At 66.4% G+C, this 13,104-nt stretch carries 13 protein-coding genes, 2 tRNA genes and 1 pseudogene; 3 read left to right on the top strand and 13 right to left on the bottom strand.

Features of this window, described 5'->3' with window-relative positions; genetic code table 11:
* The 7 genes and pseudogenes from ACIQ6O_RS06315 to ACIQ6O_RS06285 form a co-directional block, all read right to left on the bottom strand.
* Positions 1-315: pseudogene (locus ACIQ6O_RS06315) on the bottom strand (heat-inducible transcriptional repressor HrcA); the annotation flags it as partial.
* Between the two features lie 22 nt (positions 316-337).
* Positions 338-1,492 carry a radical SAM family heme chaperone HemW gene (gene hemW, locus ACIQ6O_RS06310; protein WP_396206931.1) on the bottom strand — a complete coding sequence of 385 codons (1,155 nt, stop codon included), beginning with the start codon at positions 1,490-1,492 and terminating at the stop codon, positions 338-340.
* Positions 1,489-2,367 (bottom strand): DNA-processing protein DprA, encoded by an 879-nt coding sequence (gene dprA, locus ACIQ6O_RS06305; RefSeq protein WP_396206930.1) that lies wholly within the window; start codon positions 2,365-2,367, stop codon positions 1,489-1,491. The genes hemW and dprA overlap by 4 nt, the downstream gene beginning before the upstream one ends.
* Positions 2,348-3,370, bottom strand: a complete 1,023-nt coding sequence (gene obgE / locus ACIQ6O_RS06300; RefSeq protein WP_396206929.1) for a GTPase ObgE — start codon at positions 3,368-3,370, stop codon at positions 2,348-2,350. The genes dprA and obgE overlap by 20 nt, the downstream gene beginning before the upstream one ends.
* Before the next feature lie 28 nt (positions 3,371-3,398).
* On the bottom strand, positions 3,399-4,013 hold the full coding sequence (locus ACIQ6O_RS06295; protein WP_396206928.1) for a carboxymuconolactone decarboxylase family protein: 615 nt from the start codon (positions 4,011-4,013) through the stop codon (positions 3,399-3,401).
* A gap of 89 nt (positions 4,014-4,102) precedes the next feature.
* On the bottom strand, positions 4,103-5,104 hold the full coding sequence (locus tag ACIQ6O_RS06290) for an asparaginase (RefSeq protein ID WP_396206927.1): 1,002 nt from the start codon (positions 5,102-5,104) through the stop codon (positions 4,103-4,105).
* Between the two features lie 153 nt (positions 5,105-5,257).
* On the bottom strand, positions 5,258-6,193 hold the full coding sequence (locus ACIQ6O_RS06285; protein WP_396206926.1) for a DMT family transporter: 936 nt from the start codon (positions 6,191-6,193) through the stop codon (positions 5,258-5,260).
* A gap of 72 nt (positions 6,194-6,265) precedes the next feature.
* Here ACIQ6O_RS06285 and ACIQ6O_RS06280 point away from each other — a divergent pair, with 72 nt between their 5' ends.
* The 3 genes from ACIQ6O_RS06280 (at position 6,266) to ACIQ6O_RS06270 (ending at position 7,611) form a co-directional block, all read left to right on the top strand.
* A complete protein-coding gene (locus tag ACIQ6O_RS06280; protein WP_396206925.1) occupies positions 6,266-7,273 on the top strand; it encodes a bifunctional heptose 7-phosphate kinase/heptose 1-phosphate adenyltransferase in 1,008 nt (335 codons plus the stop codon).
* 63 nt (positions 7,274-7,336) lie between these two features.
* Positions 7,337-7,410 (top strand) — tRNA-Ile (locus tag ACIQ6O_RS06275).
* Positions 7,411-7,537: 127 nt separating this feature from the next.
* Positions 7,538-7,611 (top strand) — tRNA-Val (locus tag ACIQ6O_RS06270).
* 59 nt (positions 7,612-7,670) lie between these two features.
* Here the strand turns inward: ACIQ6O_RS06270 and hflX are convergent.
* The 6 genes from hflX to ACIQ6O_RS06240 form a co-directional block, all read right to left on the bottom strand.
* Positions 7,671-8,981: a GTPase HflX gene (gene hflX / locus ACIQ6O_RS06265; protein WP_396206932.1), complete on the bottom strand. Its 1,311-nt coding sequence runs from the start codon at positions 8,979-8,981 to the stop codon at positions 7,671-7,673.
* 78 nt (positions 8,982-9,059) lie between these two features.
* Positions 9,060-9,566 carry an LEA type 2 family protein gene (locus ACIQ6O_RS06260; protein WP_396206924.1) on the bottom strand — a complete coding sequence of 169 codons (507 nt, stop codon included), beginning with the start codon at positions 9,564-9,566 and terminating at the stop codon, positions 9,060-9,062.
* Positions 9,567-9,679: 113 nt separating this feature from the next.
* Positions 9,680-11,047, bottom strand: a complete 1,368-nt coding sequence (locus ACIQ6O_RS06255; protein WP_396206923.1) for a replication-associated recombination protein A — start codon at positions 11,045-11,047, stop codon at positions 9,680-9,682.
* A complete protein-coding gene (locus tag ACIQ6O_RS06250; RefSeq protein ID WP_396206922.1) occupies positions 11,044-11,562 on the bottom strand; it encodes a hypothetical protein in 519 nt (172 codons plus the stop codon). Before ACIQ6O_RS06250 ends, ACIQ6O_RS06255 begins: the two co-directional genes overlap by 4 nt.
* Positions 11,559-12,842 carry a CCA tRNA nucleotidyltransferase gene (locus ACIQ6O_RS06245; protein ID WP_396206921.1) on the bottom strand — a complete coding sequence of 428 codons (1,284 nt, stop codon included), beginning with the start codon at positions 12,840-12,842 and terminating at the stop codon, positions 11,559-11,561. Before ACIQ6O_RS06245 ends, ACIQ6O_RS06250 begins: the two co-directional genes overlap by 4 nt.
* Positions 12,843-12,901: 59 nt before the next feature.
* On the bottom strand, positions 12,902-13,104 hold a 203-nt coding region (locus ACIQ6O_RS06240; RefSeq protein ID WP_396206920.1), incomplete at its 5' end, for an SDR family oxidoreductase.

Here is a 13,104-nt window from a genome sequence, read left to right as displayed (position 1 = left end):
CGAACCGCCACCTTGGATATCTTCCTCGAGACGCCGCCGCTCCGCACCGGAGAGCGGATCGACCCGCATGAGCGAATCCACGTAGGTGCGATAGGCCTTGTCGGTGGGAATGCGACCGGCCGAGGTATGAGGATGGAAGAGAAATCCCTTCTCCTCCAGATCACTCATCGTGTTGCGAATGGTCGCCGGCGAGATCCCCAAACCAAAACGGCGCGACAACGTGCGTGATCCGGCGGGTTCCGCCGTAGCCACGTAGCTGTGAATCACCGCCTCGAGTACCTGCCGCTCCCGCTCGGAGAGCTCGCTGTGCGACATCTCACGTCCCATGTGCCGAAGCCTACCGGGCGCTTCGAAATGCTGTCAAGTCAGCGGCCAGTGCATCCAGCCGCAGCCAGCCGTGTGCCGTGCACACCGCGCGCACGCCATCCGACCGATGATCCAGACGAATCCAGCCGGCCTCCTGCCACAACATCAGGCGTGAGAGCTCCACCTCTTCGACGGGCAGTCCGTCCGTCGTACGCAACCCGAGATACACGCCCTCCGCGATCCGGTTCTCACGCGTGAGGAACTCCTCCCCGCCTACAGGATCGGTCAGGGTGCCCACCGTACGCTCCCACGCCGCAAAGGCCTCGATGTTCCAGCGACGGGCGTCGCCATCGAAGCCGTGGGCGGACGGTCCAAGACCGAGATAGGGCGCGCCGCTCCAATAAGCACTGTTGTGCCGGGCCCGCTTTCCCGGGCGGGCGAAGTTCGACACTTCATAGTGTTCGAACCCCGCGGCCCGCAGCATCTCGTGGGCCTGAAGAAACTCCCGTTCGTACCGCTCTTCGCCGGCCTCGTGCTCCTGCCCACGTGCATGCCACCGCCCGAGCGGCGTGTGCGGCTCCACCGTGAGACCGTACAACGACACATGATCGGGAGCCAGCGCCACGACCTGCGCGAGGTCCTGCTCCCAATTGCGAGCCAGACGATCCGGCGTGGCGAAGATCAGATCAAGCGAGAAGGCGTCCATGCCGGCCTCGCGCGCCGCCTCCACCGCGCGTCTCGCGCCTGCCGCATCGTGCACCCGATGCATCCACGACAACACCAAGTCATCGAAACTCTGGATGCCAATACTGAGGCGATTCACGCCCGCTTCACGCCATGCCCGCACGGCATCCACGGTGATATCCTCCGGATTGGCCTCCAGTGTCACCTCGGACGCCTCATCCCATTCGACATGCCGGCGCAACGCGTCGAGTACCGCGGCGACGCCGCTGATGCCGAGCCGCGACGGAGTGCCACCACCCAGATACACTGTGCGCAGCGGCCCGACGTGACCACGAACTTGACGGATGTCGCACTCCCTCGACACCGTCTGCGCGAACTGCTGCCAGGGGACCTCCCGACGCACCGCGATGGCGAAATCGCAGTAACTGCATCGGCGCGCGCAAAATGGTACGTGCAGATACACATGCTGATATCGTGCGCGCCTGTCGTGCCGCGTGTTCATCCGGCTCCGATGGCTGGATGCACCCGGCCCGCTGCATCGAACGTGACCAGCCCATCGATCTCGAGCAGGGCGAGGACGGAAGACACTTGGCGTAGTGGCAGCCCAGTCTCGCGCGCCACGGCCGCCGCGCTGTCGGCGCCATTCGTCAGTGTGTGCCAGCAGATCGCGGCCTCGCCGTCTAGCGCCAGCCCTACGGTCGGCGTGGCCGCCATCCGCAACAGCGCCAGGACGTCGTCTGGTGCAAGAATCGGCTCCGCGTGCTCGTGGCGCAGCAGCAGGTTACACCCGCGCCCGGTGGGCGCGTCGATGTTGTGGGGCACCACGGCCAGCGTGCGCCCGAGCTCACGTGCGTACCGCGCCGTGTTGAGCGCCCCACTGCTTTCGGGCGCTTCCACGACGACGGTCACGTCGGCCAAGGCGGCGATGAGACGATTGCGCTGCGGAAACGCGCCCGCGTGCCCTGCATCGCCCGGTCCGAACTCACTCATCACGAGCCCGTCGCGAGCGATGCGCTCCTGCAAGGCGCGATGCTGCCGCGGATAGTATTGATCGATGCCCGTACCCAGCACGGCCACCGTACGCCCGCCAGCATCGAGCGTTGCCTCATGCGCGACCGCATCGACACCACGCGCGAGCCCACTCACCACACACACGCCATGCCGAGCGCACGTGGTGGCGATGGCTCGCGCCACCCGCTCGCCGTATGGCGTCGCCTTGCGGGTACCGACGATGGCGACCACCGGTGGTTCACCGATCGCCAGAGTGCCACGCACCCATAAATGGCGCGGCGCCGCCTTCAAGTCACGCAGCCGAGCCGGATAGTCCGTCTCCTCCGGCGTCAGGCAGCGCGCACCATCACGGAAGAAGCTGTGCATCCTGTTCCGGCTTGAGCGCCTCAGCGCGCATGGCCAGCAACCGGCGCCACCAACCATCGAGCATCACGTCGAGCCCCATGCGGCCTGCCGCGCTGATGGCGTAAGCCCCGAAGGCGCCACGCGTATCGATCTCGGGGATGTAATGCTCACCGAGTAGATCGAGCTTGGAGAACACCACGCAGAACGGCTTCTTGGCGAGCTCCTCGGAATACGACGCGATCTCATGCCGCAACTGGTCGAGCTCCGCTTGCCAGTCCATCGCGTCGATGGGGATGAGAAACGCGAGCAACCGTGTGCGCTCGATGTGCCGCAGGAACTGCAGACCGAGGCCCTTGCCCTCGTGTGCGCCTTCGATGATGCCGGGAATGTCCGCCACCACGAACGAGCGGTGGTCACTCAGCGGGACCACGCCAAGGTTGGGCGACAAGGTGGTGAAGGGATAGTCGGCGATCTTGGGGCGCGCCGCCGAAATGACCGAGAGCAGCGTGCTCTTGCCGGCGTTCGGTTGTCCCACAAACCCCACATCAGCGATGAGCTTGAGCTCGAGCTCGAGCGTTCGCATCTCGCCCTCTTCGCCGGGCTGCCACTCGCGAGGCGACTGGTGCGTCGCGGTGACGAAGAACGCGTTGCCCTTGCCTCCCCGCCCGCCCTTGGCGACGAGGATGGTATCGCCGTGCTCCATGACTTCGCCGATCAACTCGTGGGTCCGGGAGTCGCGCACGATGGTGCCGGGCGGTACGGGGAGCACGACATCCTCACCGGAACGGCCGGTACGATTGGACCCCTCGCCGTGCTGACCTCGCTCCGCCTTCCACGAATCCCGGTAGGTGTAGTCGAGCAGTGTGGTGAGGTTGCGGTCGGCGCGTACCTGCACGTCTCCACCGCGCCCGCCATCACCGCCATCGGGCCCACCCATGGGCACGAACTTCTCGCGACGGAAGGACGTCTGCCCGGAGCCACCGGTGCCTGCTTCAACCTTTACGAGTACGCGATCGACGAACATGAGCCGTCCTGGACTGTCGGATATGAGTTCACTTACCGAGCACGCGTGCCCACAGCCCCTGATACCGACGCACATCGTCGGGCTCGAGGAGCGGCGCGATGACCGCGAGCGCGGCCGTCACGGTGGCTTCGCTGGCTCCGGCATGCAGCGCACCATGCAGATGCGAGTGCAGCTGGCGATCCTGCTTGGCGATGGCACAGGCGGCCACCACACACAACTCCCGTCGCGCAAGATCGAGCGGCGCGCGCGACAACACCTTTCCATACCCCTCTTCGACCATCCACCGATCGAGCGCCGGATGGAGTTCGTGGATGTTCACCCGCAGTCGCTCGTAGAAGCGACCATACACGGCGGCGCAGGTGGCTTCCCCCTTCTGCTGCCGCTCGATCGGGTCGTCGATACCGAACGCGTCCACATCCGGCCCCTTCTCCCCAGTGATGCGACGCCATTCGCGAGCGGAATTCAGCGCACGCGGAAACCCGGCGAAGAGGTAGGTCTGCAGAATGACCTCCTCCACCCACACCGAACGCACCGTCCCCAGTGCCGCCGTAAGAGCCGCGCGCACCTGCGCCTCACTGCCACCGGCGAGCATGGCGGCGAGGTGGACCAGCGCCGCCGTCTCATCATCAAGCGCGGTCAACATAGCACTGCTACCCGGTGTCGTCGTCACCGAATCTTCGCGCGTTGGTTCATTCGTACGCGCTGCACCATACCCGCCCCCGGACGATCCGCTCATGCATCGATCTCGAGACGGTCGCCCACGTCCCCGTTGGCCACGAGCACCGCACCGACCATCTCCCCGCGCGTGTTCCGCACCCCCCGCTGCACGTGATCGCGCAGCGCGTCGGGCAATGGATCAGGCAAGGCGTCGTAGGCGGCGAGCAGCGCCAGCACCGCCGGATACTGGGAACGCGCGGTCCCATCCTCAACCTTGATGGCGAAACCGATGCCGCGATCGACGATCGCGACGGTGTGCACCCCTTCGGCGCCGATCTTGCACACCACGTTTCCACCACACGCGTCCATGAGCAGGGTATCGAAGCGGTCGGTGCCGCCCACCAGGAACGGCTGCGACGTCATGGCGCTCACCACGCGTCGGCTGGCCGAATCTCCCTCGGCAGCCGCACGCACCAGACGGGCGTACGACAGCGCCATGTTGGCAAGCGGGATGGCGAAAACCGAGACACCGCAGCCGTCAACGCCGACCCCAATGGCCTCGGGGTGCATCGCGCACCATTGGGCCACCGCCTGCAGGCAGTCCCGCTGCACAGGGTGTCCGGCACGCTCGTAGCCGGCGGTCGGCGCCCCCACCTGCACCGCACGCGCGAGCATCGCGGCGTGTTTCCCGGAGCAGTTGTTGTGCAGCCGCGTCGCCCGCACGCCGGAATCGCGCACCAGACGAGCGCCGCGCGCCGCGAGAGGCTCGTGCGGTCCGCACGCCAGATCCCCCTCCTCGAGCCCGAGTCGTTGCAACATGCGCAACGCGATGGCGACATGCTCGGGCTCCCCGCCGTGCGACGCACAGGCGAGCGCCAACTCCTCGATGTTCCATCCGAAGGCATCGAAGCCACCGCTACGCAGCAAGGGCATCACTTGGAACGGCTTGGCGCAGGAACGCCACCAGACCGCCAATTCCGGGTCGCGCGCCGATTCCAGCAATTCCCCTTCGGCCGACACCACCGCCGCATGCACCCGATGCCGGGACTCTACGAGCCCGCCGCGCGTGACCACCACGTCGAGTGATCGCGTCCGGGAGGGGGGCCCGAACCCGTTACCCAGCCGGGAAGCCGATGCGGCGCCACCGGCACCCTCTGCGAAAGAATCTGGAATCCACACCCTTGCAAGATACACCCGCCAGGGCCGTGGGCGGCGTGCGGAACCGCCGGATCAACTCCGCCGTGCCGCCAGCACGACCCCAACGAGTACCAGCGCGCCGCCAGCGATGGTCCCCACCCCGGGCACCTCGGCGATGCCAGGCAGGAGCGCCGCCAGGATGGTCGCCCCGATCGGTTCGCCCAAGGTCGTGAGATTGACGATGAACGCGGGAAGGTGGCCGAGCGCCCAATTCATGCCCGTATGCCCCAGCAGCATCGGCCCAAGGGCAAGACCGGCGAAGATGGCGAGTTCCCGCGGCGGTTGCGGGGCAAGCGGCTTGCCGGCGAATTGAGTGAGCAGCAAGCAGACGCCAAACGCCGCGCCGTACACGAGCGCCACGTAGGGCCACAGCCCGAGATGCTGTCGCAGGCGGCGTCCAATCAGGTAGTACCCGGCCGCCGTCACGGCCCCCAGCATGGCCAGAAGATCGCCGAACAGGGCGCGCGAACCGGACTGACCCTCCCCGAGCAACGCCGGCCCAATGGCGGACAACCCACCCGGCACATCGGCCATCCCGACGATCAGCGCGCCCACCACGGCGAGCGCGATGCCAATCCACTGCACACGGGACGGGGATTCGCGAAGCCACAGCACGCTGACCATGGCAATGATGACGGGCTGCACATTCACGAGCGCCACCGAAGCCGCCACGCTGGTATAGCGCAACGACGCGTTCCACGACCAGAAGTGGATGGCGAGCAGCACGCCGGCGCCGAGGGCGAAGAGATAGTCTTTCGCCGCCAGGGTACGCCATTCACGCCATCCCCCGCCGATGACCAGCGCCGCCGCGACGATGATCATGGAAAACCCAAGTCGCCAGGTGGCGATGACGAGCGGGTCAGCCGCCGACAGCCGGATGAGCGGCGCCGCGAGAGAGATGCCAACGAGCGAAAGCGCGAGCACCAGCAGGGGAGAGGTCCGTGGGCGCGCCGTAACGTTGTTGCTCATCGAGCCGGTAATGGCGGGGAAACGGGGCTGAAGATCATCACGGCCAAGCTATACACCGTTTAACTTTCACGCATGACGCCATTCATTCAACGCGCCCGGCTCGAGGCGCTCCTGGCCGCAGCGCGCGAGCAGCACGTGGTGATCGTGGGTGATGCCATGCTCGACGTCTACCTGCGCGGCGATGTCGATCGCATTTCACCAGAGGCCCCGGTGCCCGTGGTGCGAGTGCGTGACCGGAAGCTGGCCTTGGGTGGGGCGGCGAACGTGGCGCAGAACGTGGCGGCGATGGGCGCCGGCTGTGACCTCGTGGCGGTGGTGGGCGATGACGTGGCCGGTGCCACGCTGCGTGATCGGCTGGATACCGGGGGCATGCAATCCCGGTCGCTCGTCACGGTGGACCGGCCCACGACCACCAAGACGCGCGTGATGGCGAGATCGCAGCAGCTGGTGCGTTTCGACGAGGAGGACGATGCGGACCTCTCGGCGTCGGACATCGAGCGGGTGCTTCATACCATCACGCAGGCGCTCCCGCACGCCACCGCCCTCGTCTTCGAGGATTACAACAAGGGCGTGCTCGTCCCCGCAGTGATCGAGGGCGCCATCGCGCTGGCGGGCGGACGGAAGCTGCCGATCGTGGTCGATCCCAAGTTCCGCAATTTCTTCGCGTATCGTGGGGCCACGGTGTTCAAGCCCAATCGTCGGGAGCTCGAAAGTGCCCTCGGGGCGGCGGTCGATCTCGACCATCCGGCCGCGCTCCCCGAGACGTTTGCCCGGCTAGGCGTGGATAATCTGCTCCTCACGCTGGGCGAACGGGGCATGGCACTCGTCTCGTCCGACGGGGTGGTCCACCGGGTGCCGACCACGGCGCGCGAGGTCTATGACGTGGTCGGTGCGGGCGACACGGTGACGGCGTATCTCGCGACCATGCTCGCTGCGGGCGCGACGCCCCTGGAGGCCGCCGTGATCGCCAACTACGCGGCCGGTGTGGAAGTGGGCAAGCTGGGCGCCGCCACCGTGTCGCCCGCGGAGGTACTCGAGGCCTTCGACGCGCACCTGAGTGAGCTACGCGGCGAACACTGACGGGACAGGACTGGCGCACGCGGCGCCGCCATCAGAGAATACACACACGCTTGCAGCTGTTGGGGTCCGGTAGCTTAGTCGGTTAAAGCAGTCGACTCATAATCGATCGATCGTGGGTTCAAGTCCCACCCGGACCATTCCGCCCCGGCGCCCACCGCCGGGGCGGTCCTTTTTGAGGGAAACGAGGTGGAGGGGCTTCCCACACCTGAGCCATCCCGTTACGTTTTCGATCCGCTCCTCACATGCAGTATTTGTGGCGGATGCGGGCGCGTAGCTCAGCTGGTTAGAGCGCTGCTTTCACACAGCAGAGGTCCGGGGTTCGAGTCCCTGCGCGCCCACTGCAAAAGGCCGGATGTCCTCACGGACGTCCGGCCTTTTGTTTTTGCGGTACTGCGTATCAGGGGAGCGGCACCACAGCACCGTTCCGCGATGAGGCATGGGGACGCGTGCCCCCCTGCACCACCTTTACCCGCGCGCCCGCCTGCCGCAGTCGGCCGATCGTTCGTTCATCGAGTCGCGCCTTGAGCACGAGCACATCGTCGTCCACGCGTTGATCGAGCACCTCACCGTCGCGATGGACTTCAGCGATGAGCCTGCCGTTTGCCGCTGGGATCTGCACCTCCAGCACCGGACGCTGCGTTCGCAGGCTGCTGAGCAACGACGCCTTGAGCGCATCGAGCCCACCCTGAGCGAGCGCCGAGACGAACAGCGAATTGGGCATCAGGTTGGCCACCCGTTCGCGCACGGCCGCCGCTTCGTCCTCAGGAACGGCGTCCATCTTGTTCATCACATAGGTGAGCGGACGTTCCGACAACCCCAAATCGTTCAGTACGCCGTCCACGACATCGCGCTGTTCCTCCCAGGCGGGATGACTCGAGTCGATGACATGCAGCAGCAGATCGGCTTCGCGCGCCTCGGCAAGCGTGGCGCGGAACGAAGCCACGAGGTGGTGAGGCAGCTTGCGGATGAACCCGACCGTATCGGTCAGCAGCACCGTGTACCCATCGCCGACTTCGACCTCACGCGTGAGCGGATCAAGCGTGGCGAACAGGCGATCTTCGACGAACACGTCGCGATCGTTCGCGAGATTGCGCAGCACGGAGGACTTGCCCGCGTTGGTGTATCCGACGAGGGCCACACGGAAATGGGTGTGCCGCCCCTGGCGCTGGATCTCCCGGGCCCGCTCGACATCGGCCAGTCGCTCCTTGAGAATGCGGATGCGATGCTGAATGAGGCGACGGTCCGTTTCCAACTGCGTTTCGCCGGGACCACGCATACCAATACCACCACGCATCTTCTCGAGGTGCGTCCACATGCGCGTGAGGCGCGGTAGCAGATACTCGAGCTGTGCGAGCTCCACCTGCATGCGGGCTTCACTCGAACGCGCCCGGGTGGCAAAGATGTCGAGAATGAGCTCCGCGCGGTCCATCACGCGCGTGCGCACGACCTGCTCGATGTTCTTGCCCTGCGCCGGTGTGAGCTCATCGTCGAAGATGACGAGCGTCGCACCGAGCTCCTGAATGCGAAGCTTGAGCTCCTCGACCTTGCCACTGCCGAGATAAGTACCCGGGTGCGGACGATCGAGCTGCTGCGTGAGCGTTCCCACCACCTGCGCGCCGGCCGTGTCGGCCAGACGCGCCAGTTCCTCGAGGTGTTCGTCGACGTAGTGTTTCGCCGAGCTGCGCTTGAATGGCGCACTGACGAGGATGGCCCGTTCGACGGGCGGCGTGAGATTGATCGGCTCGCGACTGATAAAACCGTACCGGCGTTGAATGACAGGGGAAATCTACTTGCCGTTGCCCGCCACAGACGAGTAGCGACCCCGGCGATCGAACGGACGCGTGAAATTCCCCAGCGGGGTGCCGACGGTGAAATCGCCGCGCACCCGATAGTTCACCGTCCCGGACATGACGAGGGCACGACCGGCGGCGCCGAGGCCCGCGTAGGTGAACCGAATTGGCAGCCGGACTATCGAAGAATCCTTCTGGGGAACGATGAACCGGCCGTCGAGCGCCCCTTCACCGAGCTTGATGGAGTCGACATCGACCCGATAGGTCATCTTGAGCGCGTCGAGCTTGTAGCCGTTCGGATTGTACACCGAGAGCACCACATCGACGCTGCCGCCGGTCAACCCCAGCCCCGTGATGGCGAACTCCCGCAACTCCACATCGGGTTCTTTGAACGTGGTACGCCCGAGCGCCGCACAACTGGCGCCGCTCATGACCAGCGCGCCCAAGGCCATCCACCGCAGCGACCGGCGCCATCGTGCAGTACCAGGCTCCGTGTTCGACATGCTCTGCATTACCAACTCCCTCGGAAGGTCAACATGATCGGACGCCTCGAAAGGTGCCCGGCGACCGCGGCCTGCCACGTCCTACCGGCGGATCGCGGTCGAGTTCCCGATGCTCACACCGTCGATGGCGGGTCGCCTTCAAGCGGTGGCCCCCCTCGCTCCGCCCACCACGCCAGTCGCTGCGCAATGCGCTTCTCTTCACCGAATGGCCCGGGCCTGTAGTATGTACGCCCCTGCAGTTCATCCGGCTGATAGGCCTGGGCGACGAATGCGCCAGGAAAATCGTGCGGATACTGATATGGCACCCGTCGTGCCTCGTCGGCGCGGAGATGCATTTCCGAGTTGAGGAGATGCGCCGGTACGGGGAGCGACGGCGTGTGCTGTGCGGCATCACGCGCGTCCTTCCACGCCAGATACAGCCGATTCGATTTCGGCGCCGTCGCGCAGTATACCGCGGCCTGCGCGACCGCACGCTCACCTTCCGCGGGCCCCAGCCGGCGAAAGGCCTCCCACGCCGTCATGACGACGTGTAGGGCATCCGGATCGGCCAGGCCGATATCCTCGGTGGCAATCGCCGCCAGACGCCGGAGAAAAATCTGTGGGTCCTCTCCGGCGAGCAGCGCGCGCGCGAGCCAATAGAGCGCCGCGTGCGGATCTGATCCGCGACACGACTTGTGGAAGGCCGACAGTACGGCGTTCCGATCGACATCGACGCGGTCGTACGCGACCACGCGCACCCCGAGTGCGGCCGACAGCGCATCGACCGATATCGCCGCCCCATCGCCAAGTGTGGTCGCCACGGCTTCCAACGCCCCGAGGGCACGACGTGCATCACCGTCGCACTGTTCGGCCAACCAGTGTGTGGTCTCGAGCGAGGCCATAAGCCCACGCCCACCCAACCCCTTGCTGTGGTCGTGCAGCGCCCGCGTGATCACCTGCGCGACATCGTCAACGGCGAGCGGCCGCAGGGCATACACACGACAGCGCGAAAGAAGCGCGCCGACCACCGCGAACGCGGGGACCTCGGTCGTGGCGCCACACAGCGAAATCACGCCGCTCTCCACATGCGGGAGCAGCGCGTCCTGCTGCGACTTCGCCCAGCGGTGAATCTCATCGACCACGACCAGCGTCCGCCGGCCCTCGTGGTCGAGCCGTCGCTCCGCCTCCATCACGATTTCGCGCAGGCGGGGAATGCCGTCGGTCACGGCGTTGAGCACGACCACGGTCTGCGAGGTGTAGCGCCCGATGAGGCTCGCAATGGTGGTCTTGCCGGTGCCGCTTGGACCGGTGAGAAGCACACTGCCCACCGTGCCGTTGCGTATCGCATCGCCCAGTGGCTTCCCCGCGCCCAGCAGGTGCTGCTGCCCCACCACGTCTTCGAGACGCTCCGGGCGCATGCGCGCCGCGAGCGGCTCGGCCTTGTTCGCCGCCGCAAACAACGACGTGCCCGGGGCGTTTCCCGAATGGCTCGTGCGGCTCACGTGGTGATCTCCGCAATGCCCATTCGCTCCGCGGCGGACTGCAACGCCTGCTCGAGCGGCGCATCGGGGCGGAGCGTAGAGCGAGAGGGAATCCATGTCGGCTCGGGCGTCGTGGTGCGCTCTCCGATTCCCATGCCATCGAGCAGGACGGCCCACCGATCCGTTCTCGCGTAGATCACGAGTTGCATTTCCGGCGTTACCGTGAGTTGGTCACTCTCGGTATACACCGACAGCTCAACACCGCCTTGGGCGGCGAGCACCAGACGCAACCGTGCGATCGCCTCACGAACATCCGGCAGCGCACAGAAGGCTCCGCCCCACTGACGACCGGTGCGGACATCAGCCATGTGTACGTCGACGGCCGGTGCGAGGTGCGCCGAGAGCGCGTGACAGAGATCAACCACGCGCTCCGCCGTGGCACTGACCCGCGCCGTGACGAGACCGGTCGCCCGCTGCACCAGGAACCAATCAGCGCTGGCGCGGAACCGCTGGGTGTCCGAGGGTGCGAAGGTCACCCGTTCATTCCTCGTTCACGACGCACGTCATCGATGCGGGCATCACGCGTTTCGTGCCACTCGGCCGTGGCAATTGCCAACAGGGCGTCACGCTGATTTCGCGTCGGATCGGCGATGACCCACTCCAGCAAGTGCGCCAACATGCGCCCGAGTGCCGGCCCAGCCGCGATGCCCGCCCGCCGGAGATCATCCCCGTCCACGGCGAGATCGGCGATCTCGATGGGATCGCGAAAGGCGGTGGCGATGAGCGTCCGATGCAAACGTCTGACGAGTGCCGGCGCAATGACGCGACTCCCGCTGTGCCATCGCGCGGCGGCCAGGCGCACGAATGCGGTAACTCGAAGACGTCCCACCGACGCTGCGAGCCGCCGCAGCTCCGGTGCCGGCGGCAGCACGCCGGAGGCCAACATATCCCCACACGATTGGCCGTGCTGCGCCCAGCGGTCCACCAGGGAGGTGACGACAGCGATCTCCTGGTTCGAGGCGCGGAGGTCACGGAGCGTACGCTCCGCCGCCTTCGCCCCGCACCCACTCAGCAACGCCGCAAAACGCAGCACCCGTCGAAGTGGTCGCGTGGGCGGTCCGGGCATCGGGAGGGCATCGACCGCCTTCAACACCTCGTCCGGAACCGAGGCGAGTGCAGGCACCAGCGACGCGAAGGCACCAGATGTGCGCCAGCGTTCGAGCGCCGTGGACGGATACCGCACCTGCTCCATCGTCTTGTCCAGCTCCTGCTTCACCCGCTCAGGCGACAGTCGCGTGAGATGCGGCGCACTGCCGACGATGGCCACCCACGTCGCGGCCTCGATGGTGAACTCAAGGCGCGCGGCGAACCGGATGGCGCGCAAGGCACGCAGTCGATCTTCACGCATGCGCGCCTCGGCGTCACCGACCGCCCGCACGATCCCGCGCGCGAGATCCACTTGCCCCGCGAAGGGATCGTGCAGGCGGCGCGCGATGGGATCGTACGCGATCGCGTTGATCGTGAAGTCCCGACGGGCCAGGTCCTCGTCGAGCGAGGCCCCGAACTGCACCACCGCGTGACGCCCGTCGGTTTTCACATCGTGACGGAAGGTGGTGACTTCGTGCATGCGCCCGTCTCGATCGAGCACACCCACCGTGCCGAACTCGATGCCCACCGGGATCGTGCGACGAAACAGCTTGCGCACCTCCTGTGGAGTGGCCGATGTGGCGAGATCCCAATCGAGGTGCGCCAAACCCAGCAACGCATCGCGCACGGCTCCGCCGACGCACCAGGCCTCGAACCCCGCGTCCTGCAATGTGCGAGCGATTTCGATGACCTGCCCCGGTGGGCGAAGCGCCGGCGAAGGAGCGGGGGTTACCCGCAGAGTACGCTCCCGCCGTTCACGTTCAGAATCTCACCGGTGACATGACGCGCGAGCGAACTCGAGAGGAAGAGCACCGGACCCGCGATATCGGCGGGACTCGCCACCCGCTGCAACGGAATGTTCGCCTCGATCCGCCCACGTCCCTCGGCCGCAAACGGACGCGCCACCGCCTCGGTATCCACCCAACCGGGCG

The organism is Gemmatimonas sp. (genome assembly GCF_044345575.1).
Classification (GTDB): domain Bacteria; phylum Gemmatimonadota; class Gemmatimonadetes; order Gemmatimonadales; family Gemmatimonadaceae; genus Gemmatimonas.
Note: the sequence above shows the minus strand (reverse complement) of the source record. Positions and strands in the feature narration are given on the sequence as shown.

Bases quoted from the DNA above. Each gene is read 5' to 3' on its own strand.
- obgE (WP_396206929.1), bottom strand. From the start codon at position 3,370: ATGTTCGTCGATCGCGTACTCGTAAAGGTTGAAGCAGGCACCGGTGGC.
- ACIQ6O_RS06295 (WP_396206928.1), bottom strand. From the start codon at position 4,013: ATGTTGACCGCGCTTGATGATGAGACGGCGGCGCTGGTCCACCTCGCC.
- ACIQ6O_RS06260 (WP_396206924.1), bottom strand. From the start codon at position 9,566: ATGTCGAACACGGAGCCTGGTACTGCACGATGGCGCCGGTCGCTGCGG.
- dprA (WP_396206930.1), bottom strand. From the start codon at position 2,367: ATGCACAGCTTCTTCCGTGATGGTGCGCGCTGCCTGACGCCGGAGGAG.
- ACIQ6O_RS06280 (WP_396206925.1), top strand. From the start codon at position 6,266: ATGACGCCATTCATTCAACGCGCCCGGCTCGAGGCGCTCCTGGCCGCA.
- hemW (WP_396206931.1), bottom strand. From the start codon at position 1,492: ATGAACACGCGGCACGACAGGCGCGCACGATATCAGCATGTGTATCTG.
- ACIQ6O_RS06285 (WP_396206926.1), bottom strand. From the start codon at position 6,193: ATGAGCAACAACGTTACGGCGCGCCCACGGACCTCTCCCCTGCTGGTG.